This window comes from Rhizobium sp. BR 317, from assembly GCF_047445835.1.
Taxonomy (GTDB): Bacteria; Pseudomonadota; Alphaproteobacteria; order Rhizobiales; family Rhizobiaceae; genus Rhizobium; species Rhizobium paranaense.
This window is the reverse complement of sequence record NZ_JARWLB010000002.1, coordinates 220066-234673: the sequence shown is the minus strand read 5'-3', so window position 1 is coordinate 234673 and position 14608 is coordinate 220066. Positions and strand designations below refer to the sequence as shown.

15 protein-coding genes are annotated in these 14608 nt (G+C 59.9%); 6 read left to right on the top strand and 9 right to left on the bottom strand.

Going from position 1 to position 14608, the window contains the following annotated elements:
* The first annotated feature begins 367 nt into the window (after nt 1-367).
* Entirely contained in the window at nt 368-1120 is a 753-nt protein-coding gene (locus QD357_RS03710) for a pyridoxine 5'-phosphate synthase (protein ID WP_107108558.1), read from the top strand.
* A gap of 251 nt (nt 1121-1371) precedes the next feature.
* On the opposite strand, the gene QD357_RS03705 is transcribed toward QD357_RS03710, so the two are convergent.
* Nucleotides 1372-2259 (bottom strand): SDR family oxidoreductase, encoded by an 888-nt coding sequence (locus tag QD357_RS03705; protein ID WP_107108399.1) that lies wholly within the window; start codon nt 2257-2259, stop codon nt 1372-1374.
* Between the two features lie 137 nt (nt 2260-2396).
* Here QD357_RS03705 and QD357_RS03700 point away from each other — a divergent pair, with 137 nt between their 5' ends.
* Both QD357_RS03700 and QD357_RS03695 read left to right on the top strand, forming a co-directional pair.
* The gene (locus QD357_RS03700) at nt 2397-2813 is read left to right on the top strand and encodes a winged helix-turn-helix transcriptional regulator (RefSeq protein ID WP_107108398.1); all 417 of its coding nucleotides are present in this window, start codon (nt 2397-2399) and stop codon (nt 2811-2813) included.
* Nucleotides 2814-2822: 9 nt separating this feature from the next.
* Nucleotides 2823-4070 (top strand): FAD-dependent oxidoreductase, encoded by a 1248-nt coding sequence (locus tag QD357_RS03695; RefSeq protein WP_414124044.1) that lies wholly within the window; start codon nt 2823-2825, stop codon nt 4068-4070.
* Here QD357_RS03695 and QD357_RS03690 read toward each other — a convergent pair whose 3' ends face one another.
* From QD357_RS03690 to QD357_RS03670, 5 genes are all read right to left on the bottom strand, one after another.
* The gene (locus QD357_RS03690; RefSeq protein WP_107108396.1) at nt 4071-5285 is read right to left on the bottom strand and encodes an MFS transporter; all 1215 of its coding nucleotides are present in this window, start codon (nt 5283-5285) and stop codon (nt 4071-4073) included.
* A gap of 55 nt (nt 5286-5340) precedes the next feature.
* Entirely contained in the window at nt 5341-5958 is a 618-nt protein-coding gene (locus QD357_RS03685) for a TetR/AcrR family transcriptional regulator (RefSeq protein ID WP_107108395.1), read from the bottom strand.
* An 89-nt stretch (nt 5959-6047) separates the two neighbouring features.
* Nucleotides 6048-6554 carry a GNAT family N-acetyltransferase gene (locus QD357_RS03680; protein ID WP_107108394.1) on the bottom strand — a complete coding sequence of 169 codons (507 nt, stop codon included), beginning with the start codon at nt 6552-6554 and terminating at the stop codon, nt 6048-6050.
* Between the two features lie 76 nt (nt 6555-6630).
* The gene (locus QD357_RS03675; protein WP_414124043.1) at nt 6631-7560 is read right to left on the bottom strand and encodes a GNAT family N-acetyltransferase; all 930 of its coding nucleotides are present in this window, start codon (nt 7558-7560) and stop codon (nt 6631-6633) included.
* Nucleotides 7561-7633: 73 nt separating this feature from the next.
* The gene (locus QD357_RS03670) at nt 7634-8353 is read right to left on the bottom strand and encodes an aspartate/glutamate racemase family protein (protein ID WP_107108393.1); all 720 of its coding nucleotides are present in this window, start codon (nt 8351-8353) and stop codon (nt 7634-7636) included.
* Between the two features lie 160 nt (nt 8354-8513).
* On the opposite strand from QD357_RS03670, the gene QD357_RS03665 reads away from it, so the two are divergent.
* Entirely contained in the window at nt 8514-8978 is a 465-nt protein-coding gene (locus tag QD357_RS03665; protein WP_107108392.1) for an Lrp/AsnC family transcriptional regulator, read from the top strand.
* A gap of 107 nt (nt 8979-9085) precedes the next feature.
* Here QD357_RS03665 and QD357_RS03660 read toward each other — a convergent pair whose 3' ends face one another.
* The gene (locus tag QD357_RS03660; RefSeq protein WP_107108556.1) at nt 9086-10195 is read right to left on the bottom strand and encodes a sulfite oxidase; all 1110 of its coding nucleotides are present in this window, start codon (nt 10193-10195) and stop codon (nt 9086-9088) included.
* 298 nt (nt 10196-10493) lie between these two features.
* Here QD357_RS03660 and QD357_RS03655 point away from each other — a divergent pair, with 298 nt between their 5' ends.
* Nucleotides 10494-11756, top strand: a complete 1263-nt coding sequence (locus QD357_RS03655) for an NAD(P)/FAD-dependent oxidoreductase (protein ID WP_414124092.1) — start codon at nt 10494-10496, stop codon at nt 11754-11756.
* Between the two features lie 153 nt (nt 11757-11909).
* Here the strand turns inward: QD357_RS03655 and QD357_RS03650 are convergent, their stop codons facing one another.
* A complete protein-coding gene (locus QD357_RS03650; protein WP_107108391.1) occupies nt 11910-12953 on the bottom strand; it encodes an NAD(P)-dependent alcohol dehydrogenase in 1044 nt (347 codons plus the stop codon).
* Nucleotides 12954-13151: 198 nt separating this feature from the next.
* Here QD357_RS03650 and QD357_RS03645 point away from each other — a divergent pair, with 198 nt between their 5' ends.
* On the top strand, nt 13152-14060 hold the full coding sequence (locus tag QD357_RS03645; RefSeq protein WP_107108390.1) for an AraC family transcriptional regulator: 909 nt from the start codon (nt 13152-13154) through the stop codon (nt 14058-14060).
* A 25-nt stretch (nt 14061-14085) separates the two neighbouring features.
* On the opposite strand, the gene QD357_RS03640 is transcribed toward QD357_RS03645, so the two are convergent.
* Nucleotides 14086-14565 carry a hypothetical protein gene (locus tag QD357_RS03640; protein ID WP_245407471.1) on the bottom strand — a complete coding sequence of 160 codons (480 nt, stop codon included), beginning with the start codon at nt 14563-14565 and terminating at the stop codon, nt 14086-14088.
* Nucleotides 14566-14608: the final 43 nt, after the last annotated feature.

Genomic DNA, 14608 nt, shown 5'->3' with positions numbered 1-14608 from the left:
GCCTATTTTTTTGTCTGACGGAGGAGGCCGAAGCTACGCCCAACTCGCTTTCACAATGACGCGACCAACAAACGCAGATGTCGCCGATGAAAATTCTTAGGTTTCATAAGGACAAATTTACCGTGGGCGAACTTTTGGCCCCCTCATTCCCGGACGAATCAAATCAGGCGCCCGATACAATGACGCTATCGGGTTTCGGGGAAATTATAAGTTGCCCGAAGGGGGTATCGTCGGACGGGTGAGACGGCAAAAGAGGGGAGGACCATCAATCTTTTGCATGAATCGATATTCGAATCTCGTTGGTCTTGCGGCGTGCAATCGCATAAAACGGATGTATTATCCTCTTTATAAATCATGGATTTCGATCATGCCCGCCAAGCTCTCCGTGAACCTCAATGCTATTGCCATGTTGCGTAACCGGCGCGACCTTCCCTGGCCGAGTGTCACCGGCTTGGGACGGATCGCTCTTGCCGCCGGTGCCAGCGGCCTGACGGTGCATCCGCGGCCCGATCAGCGGCACATCCGCTTCTCCGACCTGCCCGATATCCGGGCATTGATCGACGACGAATTTCCGGAGGCGGAGTTCAATATCGAAGGCTATCCGACCGACGAGTTCTTCGATCTCTGCGCATCCGTGGAGCCGGAGCAGGTGACGCTGGTGCCCGACGATCCCTCACAGGCGACGTCCGACCACGGCTGGGATTTCCGTAAAAATCGCGATCTGTTGGCCGAGGTCGTTGCCAAATACAAGAAGATCGGCTGCCGCGTTTCCTTGTTTGCGGATGGGGACGGCGATGCCGAGGCCGTAAAGATTGCCAAGGAGGTTGGTGCTGACCGCATCGAGCTTTACACCGGTCCCTATGGCGGCTGCTATGACGCACCGGAGCGGGCTGCCGTCATTCTCGATGGTCTCGGCAAGACTGCGGACGCGGCATTTGCCAACGGCCTTGCTGTCAATGCCGGCCACGACCTGACGGTTGCCAACCTGCCGGCACTCCTCAAGCGCATCCCTGGGCTCGCAGAAGCTTCCATCGGGCATGGGCTGACCGCCGATGCGCTGGAATATGGCATGGCGGAGACGGTGCGGCGGTTTTGTCGGGCATGCGGGCAGGCGGTTTGATCGGCGGGATCTGCGGCTGATCAGGCGCGCTCGTCTTTTGCCGCGCCCTTTTGCCTGGCCCCTCATCCTAGCCTTCTCCCCGCATTGCGGGGAGAAGGGACGACAGCGCAAGCCATTGATTACATCACTCGGTTAGAGTTCATGCTTGAGGCATGAAAACTCCCTCGCCCCGCGTTGCGGGGAGAGGGCTGGGGTGAGGGGCCATGCGTGAAGGTGCGGCAAAGACGGCCTCGCCTGACCATCCCATAGACTTAGCCGAGCAACGCGGCCTTATGTTCCTCGACGAAGCTGCGCAGCGTCTGCGGCTCCTTGCCGGTCAGCTTATTGAAGTCGTTCGTGAGGATATTGAAATTGCCAGCGCGGATGTTGGCGTCGGCGGAGACGAGCATGTCGACGACGAATTTCGGCAGGCCGGCGCCGGTAAGGCCAGCGGCGAACTGTTCGTCGTTGACCTGCACGACTTCCAGCGGCCGGCCGGTGATCTTGCTAACGACGCTTGCGATGTCCTCGATGGTGACGGCGGTCGAGCCCGTCAGCGTGTAGGTGGCATTTTCCGTCGTGTCGGAAGCCAAAGCGGCGGCGATGGCCAGTGCGCAGTCTTCGCGGCTGATATTGCTGACGCGGCCACCGGCGCTCGAGGTGTACCACTTGCCGACTTCGAGGCTGTGGGGCAGGCCGTGCAGGTGGTTGTCGAAGTACCAGGCGTCGCGCAGGATCGTGTAGCCGATGCCGCTTGCCTTGATGGCATTTTCCGTGCCGAGGTGATCGGGCGCGAAGATGACGAGGGAGTTTTCCGGGGCTGGCATCGAGGTATAGAGGATGTGCTTGACGCCAGCGGCTTTCGCGGCCTCCACGGCAGCCGTGTGCTGCTTGAGGCGCTGGCCGGGGACGGCGAGCGCGTCGGTGCTGATGATCAGCAGGCGATCGACGCCGGCGAAGGCAGCGGACAAGCTGGCGGCATCATCGAAATCGGCCTTGCGGGTGACGACGCCCTTGGCGGCGAGGTCGGCAAGCTTCTCAGGGCTGCGGGTCGCGGCAATGATGCGGCCGGGGGCGACCTTGTATGTCTCCAGCAGGTGATGGATGACGCGCTGGCCAAGCTGACCCGCGGCGCCGGTGACGAGAAGAGTGCTGCTCATATGGTTTTCCTTGTTTGACCGCCGCGGACTTGCAGAGGTTTGTCGCTCTCAAAAAGAGACTAGCTCTACATTGGCGTTTGACTTCGATCTGTAAAGGAGGCAGTTTTTTGGCTCTACGTTACCAAAAGGGAACTGTCTTGAGCGCCAGCACTGTCGTCAATCTGCGTAGCACGAAGGCACCGTTGCGTGCCGTCGATATCAGCAAGGTCACGTTTACGGATTGCCCGGTGCGGGATTTGATCTCGCAGATCGGCGGCAAATGGTCGGTGCTGTTGCTGGAGGCCCTGGCGCAGCGACCCTATCGCTTTGGCGAGCTGCGCCGCATGGTGCCCGATATTTCCCAGCGGATGCTGACGCAGACGCTGCGCGAACTCCAGCGCGATGGCTATATTGGTCGTGAGGTTTTCCCGACCAAGCCGCCGAGCGTTGAATACCGCATGACCGATCTTGGCTATTCGCTCTACGAGCCTTTGGCGCAGCTTCTGAACTGGGCTGAGGCCAATCAAGAGGCCGTGCGCGTCGCAAGAGCTCATTTCGATCAATCGCAAGACTGAGCGCATCCGGTGAAATCCCTGAAAATTGCGATCGTGGGCGCCGGACCTGCGGGCCTTGCTGCCGCCTTGCTTCTTTCCCGCGCCGGCCATACGACGGAGATTGTCKAGCGGTTCGACAATCCTGCGCCGGTCGGATCCGCCCTGATGCTGCAGCCGACCGGCCTGACCGTGCTGGAATCGCTCGGCCTCGGCCCCGCCATCCACGCCGCCGGCAATCGCATCGACCGGCTGTTCGGCACCGAGACGAAGCGTGGCTGCATCGTTCTTGACGTGCGTTATGACAGGCTGGCCGGCGGGCGGTATGGGCTGGCTGTTCATCGCGCCGCGCTGTTCGATACGCTCTACGACGAAGTCTCCGCACGGCGACACCTTGTCTTTACCGGACGGCGGGTGACTGGCACGTTGGAAGAGGGCAGTCAGACCTATCTCATTATCGAGGGTGGAGAGCGGGTGGGGCCGTATGATCTTGTCATCGACGCGAGCGGTGCGCGTTCTGAATTGATCGCTGCGTCGCCGGTCGCACCACGGACGCGCAATCTCGCCTATGGCGCCTTCTGGGCGACGCTGGATTGTCCGGATGGGTTGGTGGATGAGAAGGCGCTGACGCAGCGCTACGACCAGGCGCAAGTGATGATCGGCGTGTTGCCGATTGGACAGCGGAGGCCGGACCTGCCGAAGCAGGCGGCGTTGTTCTGGAGTTTGAAGATCGCGGATGCCGATGAGGTGCGCAGGCAGGGGCTCGATCGCTGGAAGTCGGCGGTCCGCGGCTATTGGCCGGAATGCCAGCCGCTGCTMGATCAGATTATCGATTGGGATCAGTTGACGCTGGCGCGCTACACCCATCGAACCGTGGCCATGCCCTATTGCGGCCGTACAGTCTTCGTCGGCGACTCCGCACATTCGACGAGCCCGCAACTCGGGCAGGGCGCCAATATGGCGCTGCTGGATGTGGCGGCGCTTGCACATGCGTTGGCGGGCAACGAGGATATCGGTGCAGCGCTTGCCGACTATACCAACGCGCGGCGGATGCATGTGCGGCTGTTTCAGTTGCTATCGCTGGTGTTTACGCCGTTCTACCAGTCGGATTCGACAGCACTGGCCTGGGTCCGGGATCGACTGGTTGCCACCATCGCCAAGGTGCCGCCGGGGCCGCAGATCTTGGCCTCGATTGTCTCCGGCACTTTGATCGATCCCTTTGCTTCGGCCGGCCTCAGCGAATGCGATTGGCTGCGGAGTGTCGTTCCGCAGCCATCCTGATCATTTCTGCCGTTCGGTCAGGAAGATGAGCAGCGCCACCACCGGGAAGCAGACGCCAATCCATGAGGCGAGATTCCAGCCGCCGGTGGCATAGGCCCAGCCGCCGATTGCCGAGCCGAACGCGCCGCCGGCAAAGAATGTCGCCATGTAAAGACCATTCAGGCGGCTGCGATGTTCGGCGCTCAGCGCAAAGATGGCGCGCTGGCCGAGCACGAGATTGGTCTGCACGCCGAAATCGAGCAGGATGCCGGAGAGTGTCAATGTGACGAGCGCCAGCAGCGAGCCGCTACCGGAAGCGTGGCCAATGAGGAAAGCGATGATGGCGAGCACCAGGGCGAAGGTGGTGGCAAGCTTCGTCCAGCCGCGATCGGCGATACGACCGGCAATCGGCGAAGCGACCGCGCCTGCGGCGCCAGCCAGTGCGAAGAGGGCAATACCGTTCTGCGTCAGGCCGAAGGCAGGGCTTGCCAGCAGCAGCGGCGTCGTTGTCCAGAACAGGCTGAAGGCACCGAACATGCAGGCCTGATAGAGCGCGCGGCGTTGCAGCACCGGCGTATGCAGCGCGAGATGGCCCATTGAAGAGAGCAGTTGGCCGTAGTGCAGCTTGGTGTGCGGAACGCGGGTCGGCAGGGCGATGCGAAGAATGATGGCAAGCCCGATCATGACGCAGGCTGAGAGGATGTAGACCGTATGCCAGGAGGAGAGTTCCGACAGGAAGCTCGCCGCTGGCCGGGCCAGCATGATGCCGCAAAGCAGGCCGCTCATGACATTGCCGACAACTGCGCCGCGGCTGGCATCCGGCGCCATGTGGGCAGCGAAAGGCACCAGCACCTGTACGGCCACCGAGGCGAGGCCGATGCAAAGGGAGGCAAGCAGGAATAGCGATGGCGACCAAGCGAAGGCGGCGCCGACGAGCGCCACGGCCGAAAGGCCGATCAAGGTCAGCACTAGCCTTCGGTTTTCCAAGAGGTCACCGAGCGGTACGATCAGCAGCAGGCCGAGGCCATAGCCGATCTGCGTCAGCGTCACGATCAGACCGGTCGCTGCCGGCGTGAAGCCGAGCGCCTGGCTGATCGGGCCAGCCAGCGGCTGGCCGTAATAGAGATTGGCGGCCACCAGCCCGCAGGCGGCAGCGAACATGAAAGTCATCAATGGCGAAATGGTCTTCTCGGGGAGCGGAGCGCTCTCGCGTCTCGCTGCGGCGGTTGCAGACATATCTTGATCCTTGATGCGGGCGGGGGAACGCTTCCCCGAATATTCGTGTGAAAAATCAGTTCAGCAGTTTCATGGCCGTCTCGGCGACGGCGAGCATTTGTTCGGTTTTGCGGCCGGTCTTTCCAATCACGCGCATGCCTTTCGTAAGGGCAAGTAAGGCGCAGGCGGTGCTGTCCGGATCGATATGCCTTGCCACGGACCCATCCGTCTGACCTAGAAGGATGAGGTCCCGAATGCGTCGCTCGTCGAAATCGAAAGCCACGCCGACACGGCTGGCGACTTCCTCATCGAAAAGCGCAAGCTCGGTCGCGCTACCAACTACGAGGCAGCCTCTGCGGCCGATCTCGCCGCATGAAGCCTCGGCGAAGAATGCCACCAAGGAGTGCAGCTTTTCATAACCATTGGGCGCCTTGGCAAGACACTCGTCGATCAGTTGGAGACGCACGCGACGATAGCGATCGAAAGCGGCTACGAACACGCCGCGCTTATCTTTGAACGCCTTATAGACGCTGCCCGCGGTCAGGCCCATGGCCTCGGTCAGCTCACTGATCGAAGCGGCATAGTAGCCGCGCTCGGAAAATACCCGCAACGCCTCATCGAGCGCTGCGTCCAAATCGAATTCTCGCGGGCGACCGCGAGGCTTCGGGGAAATATCCAGTGTGTCTGTCGTCATGTTGCTTGTTTAGGAAATGATCGTTTCCAAATCAAGCAGAATTTTGCGACGCAACATAATTGCCACCGAAATCGTTGATTTCAGTTCCGCTACTCGTAAAGTAGCGCCATGTGGATCGCGTCCTTGTAGCGTCCATCTATGAGAACGGATTTGCGCGCCAGGCCTTCACGGACAAAGCCGACCTTCTCATAGAGCGCTATGGCTCTGCCATTGTCGGCATGCACGCTGAGTTCGACACGTTCTATTCCCACGTCACGCGCGGCCCGCAGAGCCGCATCTATCGAACGATGCCCCAGGCCCTGGCCGCGATAGGCTGGGATGATGCCCATGCCGAGCGAGCCGGCGTGGGCGTGGGAGGGAAAAGTATGGCGGCTGATATCGCACCAGCCGACCACCTCTCCGTCCGCTAGGGCGACGAATTGTGGATTACCTTTCTCTATCATGCCGAGCACGAAGACGCGCGTCTGCCCCAGTGGAAAGGCTTGAAGCATCGTCAGATATTCTCGCTCGCGCGCAACAGTATCGAGCGCCTTGTGAAAACCTTCGATGTGTTTGACGGCGATAGGTTCTATCCGGATTTCGCTGCGTGAGGTCATGGCAGGTAACTCGATGCAAATCTGGCGTGTACCGAGGATAGAGGTGAAGCCACAGCGTGTCTATGCACGCCTCAGCTCAGAGATCCAGCACCCAGGTCTGGCCGTTCAACTCCGGGCCGAACATGCGATGTTTTTCTTCCGAGACGAGCCGGAAGCCAGACTGGATATAGATGCCCCGAGCGGCATCGAGGATATCGTTGGTCCAGAGCGAAAGCTGACGGTAGCCGGCACTGCGGGCAAAACGGATGCATTCACCGACCAGCAGTTTGCCGAGGCCGAGGCCTCGTGCTGTTTTGTCGACATAGAGCAGCCGAAGCTTCGCGATGCCGTCGCCGCCATCGGCGACCATGACGGAACCCACATTCAGTCCGCCCCGCTCGACGATCCAGCATTGGTCCTTTTGCGGATTGAAATTGGAGAGGAATTTCCCGGCAACCTCGGCGACCAGGCCTTCGAAACGCAGATCCCAACCGAATTCCTCGCAGTAGAAGCGTGCCTGGCTCTGGACGATCCAGCCGATATCGCCGGCGCGGTGGGCGCGGATAATGGCCGGAGGCATGGCATTAGCGGTGGAGTTGAGTACGGTTCGGATCGTTCGCATCGCGTCGACGACGCGTTCGGGCTCGCCGATCGCCAGCGCGTCGAAATGCCCGGCGATCTCGGCGCGGGAGCGGCGCACGAATTCATGGAATTGCTGCTGTCCCTTATCGGTGACCGTGATGATCTGGCTGCGCAGATCGTCCGGATCGGGTTTGGTCTCGATCAAGCCGTCTTCGCGAAAGCGCTTCAGAATGCGGCTGAGATAGGCGGGATCGAGATGCAGGTCACGCGTCAGTGTCGAGGCGGCGACGCCGCCGCGCGAGCCGATTTCGAAGAGAACGCGGACATCCGTCAGGGCATAAGGGCTGTMGAGATAGGCTTTGTTCAGAACGCCGAGGAAATTTGTATAAAAGCGATTAAAGTCGCGGACTGCATCGATGGTCGCGAGTTCCGTCGTAACAAGCATGGACATCGTCTCCCTAAAATATAGAAGACGATGTCCATCATTTATTGGACTCAGTCAAGTAAATTTGGCTTGATCATGCGGCCTTGCTGGCGCTCGTCTTTTCCCCGTCGAGAGCGAAATCGACTGCCTTCTCTGCGTGGATTGTCGTGGTGTCGAAGCCCGGCAAAATAAGCGCATTCGGATCGAGAATCAGGCAGATCTCCGTGCAGCCGAGAATGACGCTGTCCGCACCTTTGGCCTTGGCGCGTTCGATGATTGCCATCAGTTTCCGGCGCGACTCGTCCTTGACGATGCCGGCACAGAGTTCGTTGAAGATGATATCGTGGGTAACCGTACGGTCTTCAGCATCCGGCACCATTATGGAGACACCGTTGCGAGCCATGCGATCGGTGTAGAAGCCGTGTTCCATCGTGTAGCGCGTGGCCAGCAGTAGCGGCTTGACGCGGCCGGCGTCCTTCAACGCAGCCGCCGTCTCGTCGATGATGTGGATCAGCGGAATGGAGACTCGTGCGGCAACTTCCGGGGCGATCAGGTGCATGGTGTTGGTGCAGATCAACACGCATTCGGCGCCGGCGGTCTGCAGACGCTGCGCGGCATCGCCAAGACGAGCAGCGGCATCGTCCCAACGACCGGCCTTCTGCAAGGCGACGATTTCTTCGAAATTGACGGAATACAGCAGCACCTCGGCCGAGGCGAGGCCGCCCAGTCTGTCGCGCACCATCTCATTGATAAGACGATAATAAACCGCGGAACTCTCGAAACTCATGCCGCCGATAAGGCCGATGGTGCGCATACTGCTGCTCTCCGTTCTTGATTATGAATAGCAGAATATTGAGGCATTTCACGCGCCGCGTGTTTGCAATCTTTGTCGTGCCTCCGATTTTATCTGCAAAGTTTTGCGCTTATATCGTATTATGCGCAAAAATACCGCGTCATTACGGAGATGGCTGCACATGCTTGACGAACGCGACCGAAAGATTCTCGATCTTTTGCAGACCGATGCCGGCATTTCGGTGACCGATCTTGCCGACCGCGTGGCGCTGTCGGTCTCAGCCTGCTCCCGGCGCATCCAGCGGCTGGAGGAAAGCGGCCATATCGCCAGACGCATCGTCGTGCTCAATCGAGAGAAGATGGGGGTGCCGACGACGCTCTACGCGCTGATCAAGACAGCGCATCACGCCGACGAATGGATCGAAACCTTTCGCAAGGCGATCAGCGACATTCCCGAGATTGTCGAGGCGCACCGGCTGACCGGCAATCACGACTATATCCTGAAAATCGTGCTGCCACGGGTCGAACACTATGATGTCATCTACAAGAAGATCGTGCGTCGAGTAGAACTCTTCGACGTTTCGGCGTCGATCTCAATGGAAGTGTTGAAAAGCGGCGTGACGATCCCGGTTAGTTATGCCGAGTGAAGCGATCTCGTTGCGGAAGAACGATGTAGCGAGTGCTACTAAGTTTTCCGAAGTATCATTGACGGCAACTTGGCGCCAGAAGCCGCCATTCCGCCCCATGCGGGTGATTAGATTACGAATTCCTCCTCGTACGTCTGTGGCTTGGGAACGACCGTAACCTCCACCGGAACGATCCAATTGGCCGCGTAGCTCTCGCAGTCGGAACGTGGGAGGTCGGGCTGCACGCGCCCCGCCCCATCGATCGCGCGACATCGCAGTTTATATCGCCCCACTTCTTCAGGGGTCCACATGTACTCCCACAAGCGCCATGCATAGGGACGTTCTGTTTCGAGGAGCCTTCCCTCGCGCCAGCCCCTGCCATCTCCGGTGCAGACCTGCAGCTGCCGGATAACAGCCTCTCCGCTCCAGGCGGCTCCGAAAATCCGATACGGTTGGCCGGCGATGAGATGCGCCCCCTGCACGGGACGCGCGATCTGCGCTTTGACCTCCATCTCCGCAAGGGGGACCAGCCTGGGTTCCCCGAGGCTGTGCTCCCAACGGAAATAGTCACGCGCCTGCCAGTAGCCAAGGAACGGTTGCTCCACAACCGTGATATGCGTGATCCACTTGACCCAAGCCATGCCGAACCAGCCACCCACGACCGCGCGTAGCGGGTAGCCGTGATCGCGCGTCAAAGGCTCCTCGTTCATCGAATAGGCAAGGATCGTGCTGTGAGCGATAGCCTTCTCAAGCGGTAAACTGCGCGCAAAAGCGATGGGGCCGGGAGAAGCCGTTTTCTTGTTCGTGTCGACGACGCCGCTGTCGGCGCCTACGAGCAGAACCTCACATGCGGTTCGCTTAACGCCCGCCATTTCCAAAATCTCGCGCAGAAGAACACCTGTCCACGCGGCATTGCCGACGGCTCCGTTCTGCCACTGCAACCCCTCTTTCGGCGGCTCGTAGTAGACCCGCCCGTTCCCTGCGCACTCCACGACGGCGGTGAAAGTCGTGCTCCGCATCGCCTTGATGCTGTCGAGGTCAAGTTCGATCGGCCGCTCCACCGCCCCGCCAACGCGCAATCTCCAGTCTCGCGCATCGAGGTCCGGCGACGGGAAATGGTTTCGCACGAAGAACAGCTCGGTTGGGATTAGCCAATCCGAGAGCGACGCAAACGGAAACTCGATGTTCTGTGGGGATTTCTGTCGAACTATTAGACTGGGTTGCTCTGGTGTCGGCATCTTCCTCGTCTCCCCTTCCAAGAGTACAACGTTGGCACTCGGTCGCGCGCATTCCGGTTCGATCACACCGCCCCTCGCAGTCTCATTCCGCCTTCGGCCGCATTCTAGCACATACCGCACGTTCCTCGGATCGACCTCGAACGGCAGCAAAGGGCCGAAAGCTGCCGCTGGTGGCATCTGCTACCAAATTCCGGTCATTCGGTTCGCGTCCCCGCACAGGTGCCATGCATAAAAGATGGTTGCCGGCTATCGTCCTCAACCCTACGGTTGCGAGGATAAATAGATGCGGGGTGTCGTCGTGCAAGATCATCACGTTGTCGTCGTTGGGGGTGGGTTTGGCGGCTTGCAGCTCGTCAACGATCTCAAGGGAGCTCCGGTCCGCATCACGCTGATCGACCGGCGTAACCATCACCTGTTCCAGCCGCTGCTCTATCAAGTCGCCACCACCTTGCTTGCCACCTCCGAGATTGCTTGGCCGATCCGAAGCTTTTTTCGCGATCGGCCGGAGGTGACGACACTGCTGGCAGAAGTCGTCGGCGTCGACAGCCAGGCACATGTGGTGATGCTGAAAGGTGGCACCACGATCGCATATGATACGCTCGTGCTGGCTACGGGGGCGACTCACGCCTATTTCGGGCATGACKAATGGGAACCGGTGGCGCCGGGGCTGAAGACGCTGGAGGATGCAACAACGATCCGCCGCCGCGTTTTGCTGGCCTTCGAACAGGCGGAACTGGAGAGCGATCCCGCTATCCGGGATGCTCTGCTGACCTTCACCATCGTCGGTGCCGGGCCGACCGGTGTCGAGCTTGCCGGTATTATTGCCGAGCTGGCGAGAACGACTCTCCCGAAGGAGTTTCGCAACATCGACACCACCAAGGCCAGGATCATTCTTGTCGAAGCGGGCCCGCGCGTTCTCGCAAGCTTTGACCAAGTGCTGTCTTCCTATGCCCACAAGGCGTTGGAAAAATTGGGCATCGAAGTCCGCACTGGAAAACCAGTGACATCCTGCACCGCGGAGGGGGTGACGATCGGGGAAACCTTCGTGCCGAGCCGGACGATCGTCTGGGCCGCCGGCGTGCAGGCTTCACCTGCGGCGGCATGGCTAGGCGCTCCTTCCGACCGCGCCGGCCGTGTCGTGGTCGACAAGGAGTTGAGAGCACCTGGCAAGGCGGATGTCTTCGTCATCGGCGATACGGCGGCAGTCATGCGCGATGACGGCAGCCCCGTGCCGGGGATCGCGCCGGCCGCCAAGCAGCAGGGTGCCTATGTCGCCAAGGTGATATGGGCAAAGCTATCGGGCCAGCCGGCGCCGGGCCCATTTCACTATCGTCACCAGGGCAGTCTCGCCACGATCGGCAAGAGTGCGGCGATCATCGATTTCGGTTGGATCAAGCTCAGGGGATGGCTCGCCTGGTGGGTMTGGGGACTCGCCCACATCTACTTCCTGATCGGCGTGCGCTGGCGTATTGCAGTCGCCTGGAGCTGGCTGTGGATCTACATCAGCCGACAGCACAGCGCCCGGCTGATTACCCAGAGGGAAACCATGCGCGAGGAATGAAAAAAGGGCAGCCACGGTGGCTGCCCTTTTCTGTAAGTCTTGTGCCATAGCGCTTAATGCATGTCGCGCAAAAGTATGCGGCGGTTTTGCGAAAACGACATGCAAAGCAAGGAGCTAAAGCGTGGGAGCGAATCTGAAAGATCGCGACGAGCTTTAGGCCAGCGAGGCGATGTCGATGACGAAGCGGTAGCGGACGTCGCTCTTCAGAACGCGCTCATAGGCTTCGTTGACCTGATCGATATTGATCACCTCGATCTCCGAGGCAATGTTGTGCTCTCCGCAGAAATCGAGCATTTCCTGGGTTTCCTTGATCGAGCCGATCATCGAGCCGGAAAGGCTGCGGCGGCCGGGGATGAGCGAGAAGGCATGCACCGGAACGGCATGTTCGGGCGCACCGACGACGACCATATTGCCATCAACCTTCAGCAGGCTGAGATAGGCGTTCCAGTCGACAGCGATACCAACCGTCATGATGAGGAGGTCGAACGTGCCGGCAAGCGTCTTGAATGTCTCGGCGTCGCTCGTCGCGTAGTAGTGATCAGCGCCGAGGCGGAGACCGTCTTCTTTCTTCGACAGCGTCTGGCTGAGAACGGTGACGTCAGCGCCCATCGCATGGGCGATCTTGACGCCCATATGGCCGAGGCCGCCCATGCCGACGATCGCAACCTTCTTGCCGGGGCCGGCCTTCCAGTGGTGCAGCGGCGAATAAAGCGTGATGCCGGCGCACAGCAGCGGGGCTGCCGCGTCGAGCGGAAGATTGTCGGGGATGGAAAGGACATAGCCTTCCTTGACGACGATCGAATCCGAATAGCCGCCATAAGTCGGCGTTTCGCCGTCGGCTTCGACGTCGTTGTAGGTCTGAACGATGCCCGGCATGTAATGTTCAAGATCGAGATCGCGGGTGGCACAAGTCGTGCAGGAATTGACGAAGCAGCCGACACCGACACGGTCGCCGACCTTGAACTTCGTTACCTTTGAACCAACGGCCGTGACGATGCCGGCGATCTCGTGACCCGGTACCATCGGATATTTAGCGTTGCCCCATTCGTTGCGAGCCTGATGAATGTCGGAATGGCAGATGCCGGAGAATTTGATCGCGATGACGATATCGTCCTCGTTCGGATCACGGCGTTCGAAGGTGAACGGCGTGAGCGGCTTGGACGCGTCGGTCGCTGCGTAACCCTTTGCGATAGGCATGGGAGATTCCTTATCTTTGTGATGGGTTGGGGGTGGAATTGGGACGCTGGACTATGCATCGGGACCGGGCGACAGCGTTAGAGCGATCCTGCAAGCTTTATGTACGATCCTGCGAATCTAAATTGGCAGCGGCTCTTTTTCAGGGAGAGAGGGTCACCTAGATAAGCGTAGACACGCTCTCAAAACAATCGGTTGCGCATGACACTCGCTTTCAATCCCAATCAGGAGCTCGCCTCCATCGTTGCACGTTTCGCCACGGGGGACGGAGAACACCGCACGCCGATTGAGGGGCTCAACCTATATCGCCAGTCGGCGGTCACCGTGTGGCAACATGGGGCCTATCGGCCCTGCTATGCCGTTGTGGTCCAGGGACGCAAGAGCCTGACGGTCGGTACCGATACGTACCACTACGGCGTCGGCGAGTATATTTTGACCGCCCTCGATCTGCCTGTATCGACGCAGGTGACCAATGTCCGCAGTGATACGCCTTATCTTTGTTTTGGCATGGCGCTCGACAGTGAGCGCCTGAAGGAGCTGTTATCGCGCGTCAATATTCCGCGCCAGGCGTTGACGGCGGAACCTATGCGCGGGCTCGCGGTCAATGCGGCATCGCCGGAATTGCTCGATGCCTCACTGCGGTTGCTCAGACTGCTAGACCGGCCTGAGGATATTCCGGCCATGGCGCCATTGATCGAGCAGGAGATCCTTTATCGCCTGCTGACCGGTCCGAACGGCCCTCGGCTGCTGCAGGTCGCCATGGCCGAGAGCCAGAGCAACAGGGTGGCGCGTGCCGTTGCCTGGATACGGGGTAATTTCGCCTATCCGTTACGCATCGAAGATCTGGCCGAGCGCGTCGGCATGAGCGTTTCGTCGCTGCATCATCATTTCAAGGCAGTGACCGCGATGTCGCCGATGCAATATCAGAAGCAGCTTCGCCTTCATGAAGCGCGTCGGCTGATGATTGTCGAGCAGCTCGACGTCGGATCGGCCGGCCATCGCGTCGGCTATCAGAGCCCTTCGCAGTTCAGCCGCGAATATAGCCGCCTCTATGGCCTGCCGCCCTTGAAGGATGTCGAGGCCATGCGCAGTGCAGTGGCAGCGGAATAGGCTCCGTTCTATTGCCGGGCTGCGATCAACTGATAGGAGCGGCGCAGTCGCCGCCGCTCCAGGTGTAGTTGGGGGTGGTATCTTGTGGCGCCCACAATCCTTCGAAATGGTGATGGCTTCGATCGAAGCGGATCGTCAGTAATCCCATTCCATATTTGTCGAACCAGCGCAGCGTCCGCTCTCTGCTGGTCGTTGTCCCGACCTCTGACAATGATCCGGTCGTCGTGGTTCCGTCGTCATCGAAGCGGTAAGTCCCCGAGATGTGACCTTGCTTGTCGATCTGCAGGGAGGTCTCGACATCCACCAACCTGCCGCTGGACAGAAGCTTCCCGCAATAGTGCCCGGCCAGACTGGAGACTGGCTTTGCCGTTGAGTGAGCAGAGACGGGCAAGGGAAGCATCCCGACTGTAAGGCAAATTCCTGCAAAGCGGACAAGTGCGCGCAGTTTGCTTTTGTACGTGAAGCTGGCCGATGTCTCGGAAGGAAGCGGATACTTGTTTGTCATCAGGAGGTTCCAGCGGAGAAGCGGATATCTGGCAAGCTCTAGC

Coding starts and splice junctions, on each gene's coding strand:
- QD357_RS03710 (WP_107108558.1), top strand. CDS start 368: ATGCCCGCCAAGCTCTCCGTGAACCTCAATGCTATTGCCATGTTGCGT.
- QD357_RS03705 (WP_107108399.1), bottom strand. CDS start 2,259: ATGAGCAGCACTCTTCTCGTCACCGGCGCCGCGGGTCAGCTTGGCCAG.
- QD357_RS03690 (WP_107108396.1), bottom strand. CDS start 5,285: ATGTCTGCAACCGCCGCAGCGAGACGCGAGAGCGCTCCGCTCCCCGAG.
- QD357_RS03685 (WP_107108395.1), bottom strand. CDS start 5,958: ATGACGACAGACACACTGGATATTTCCCCGAAGCCTCGCGGTCGCCCG.
- QD357_RS03680 (WP_107108394.1), bottom strand. CDS start 6,554: ATGACCTCACGCAGCGAAATCCGGATAGAACCTATCGCCGTCAAACAC.
- QD357_RS03670 (WP_107108393.1), bottom strand. CDS start 8,353: ATGCGCACCATCGGCCTTATCGGCGGCATGAGTTTCGAGAGTTCCGCG.
- QD357_RS03665 (WP_107108392.1), top strand. CDS start 8,514: ATGCTTGACGAACGCGACCGAAAGATTCTCGATCTTTTGCAGACCGAT.
- QD357_RS03660 (WP_107108556.1), bottom strand. CDS start 10,195: ATGCCGACACCAGAGCAACCCAGTCTAATAGTTCGACAGAAATCCCCA.
- QD357_RS03650 (WP_107108391.1), bottom strand. CDS start 12,953: ATGCCTATCGCAAAGGGTTACGCAGCGACCGACGCGTCCAAGCCGCTC.
- QD357_RS03645 (WP_107108390.1), top strand. CDS start 13,152: ATGACACTCGCTTTCAATCCCAATCAGGAGCTCGCCTCCATCGTTGCA.
- QD357_RS03640 (WP_245407471.1), bottom strand. CDS start 14,565: ATGACAAACAAGTATCCGCTTCCTTCCGAGACATCGGCCAGCTTCACG.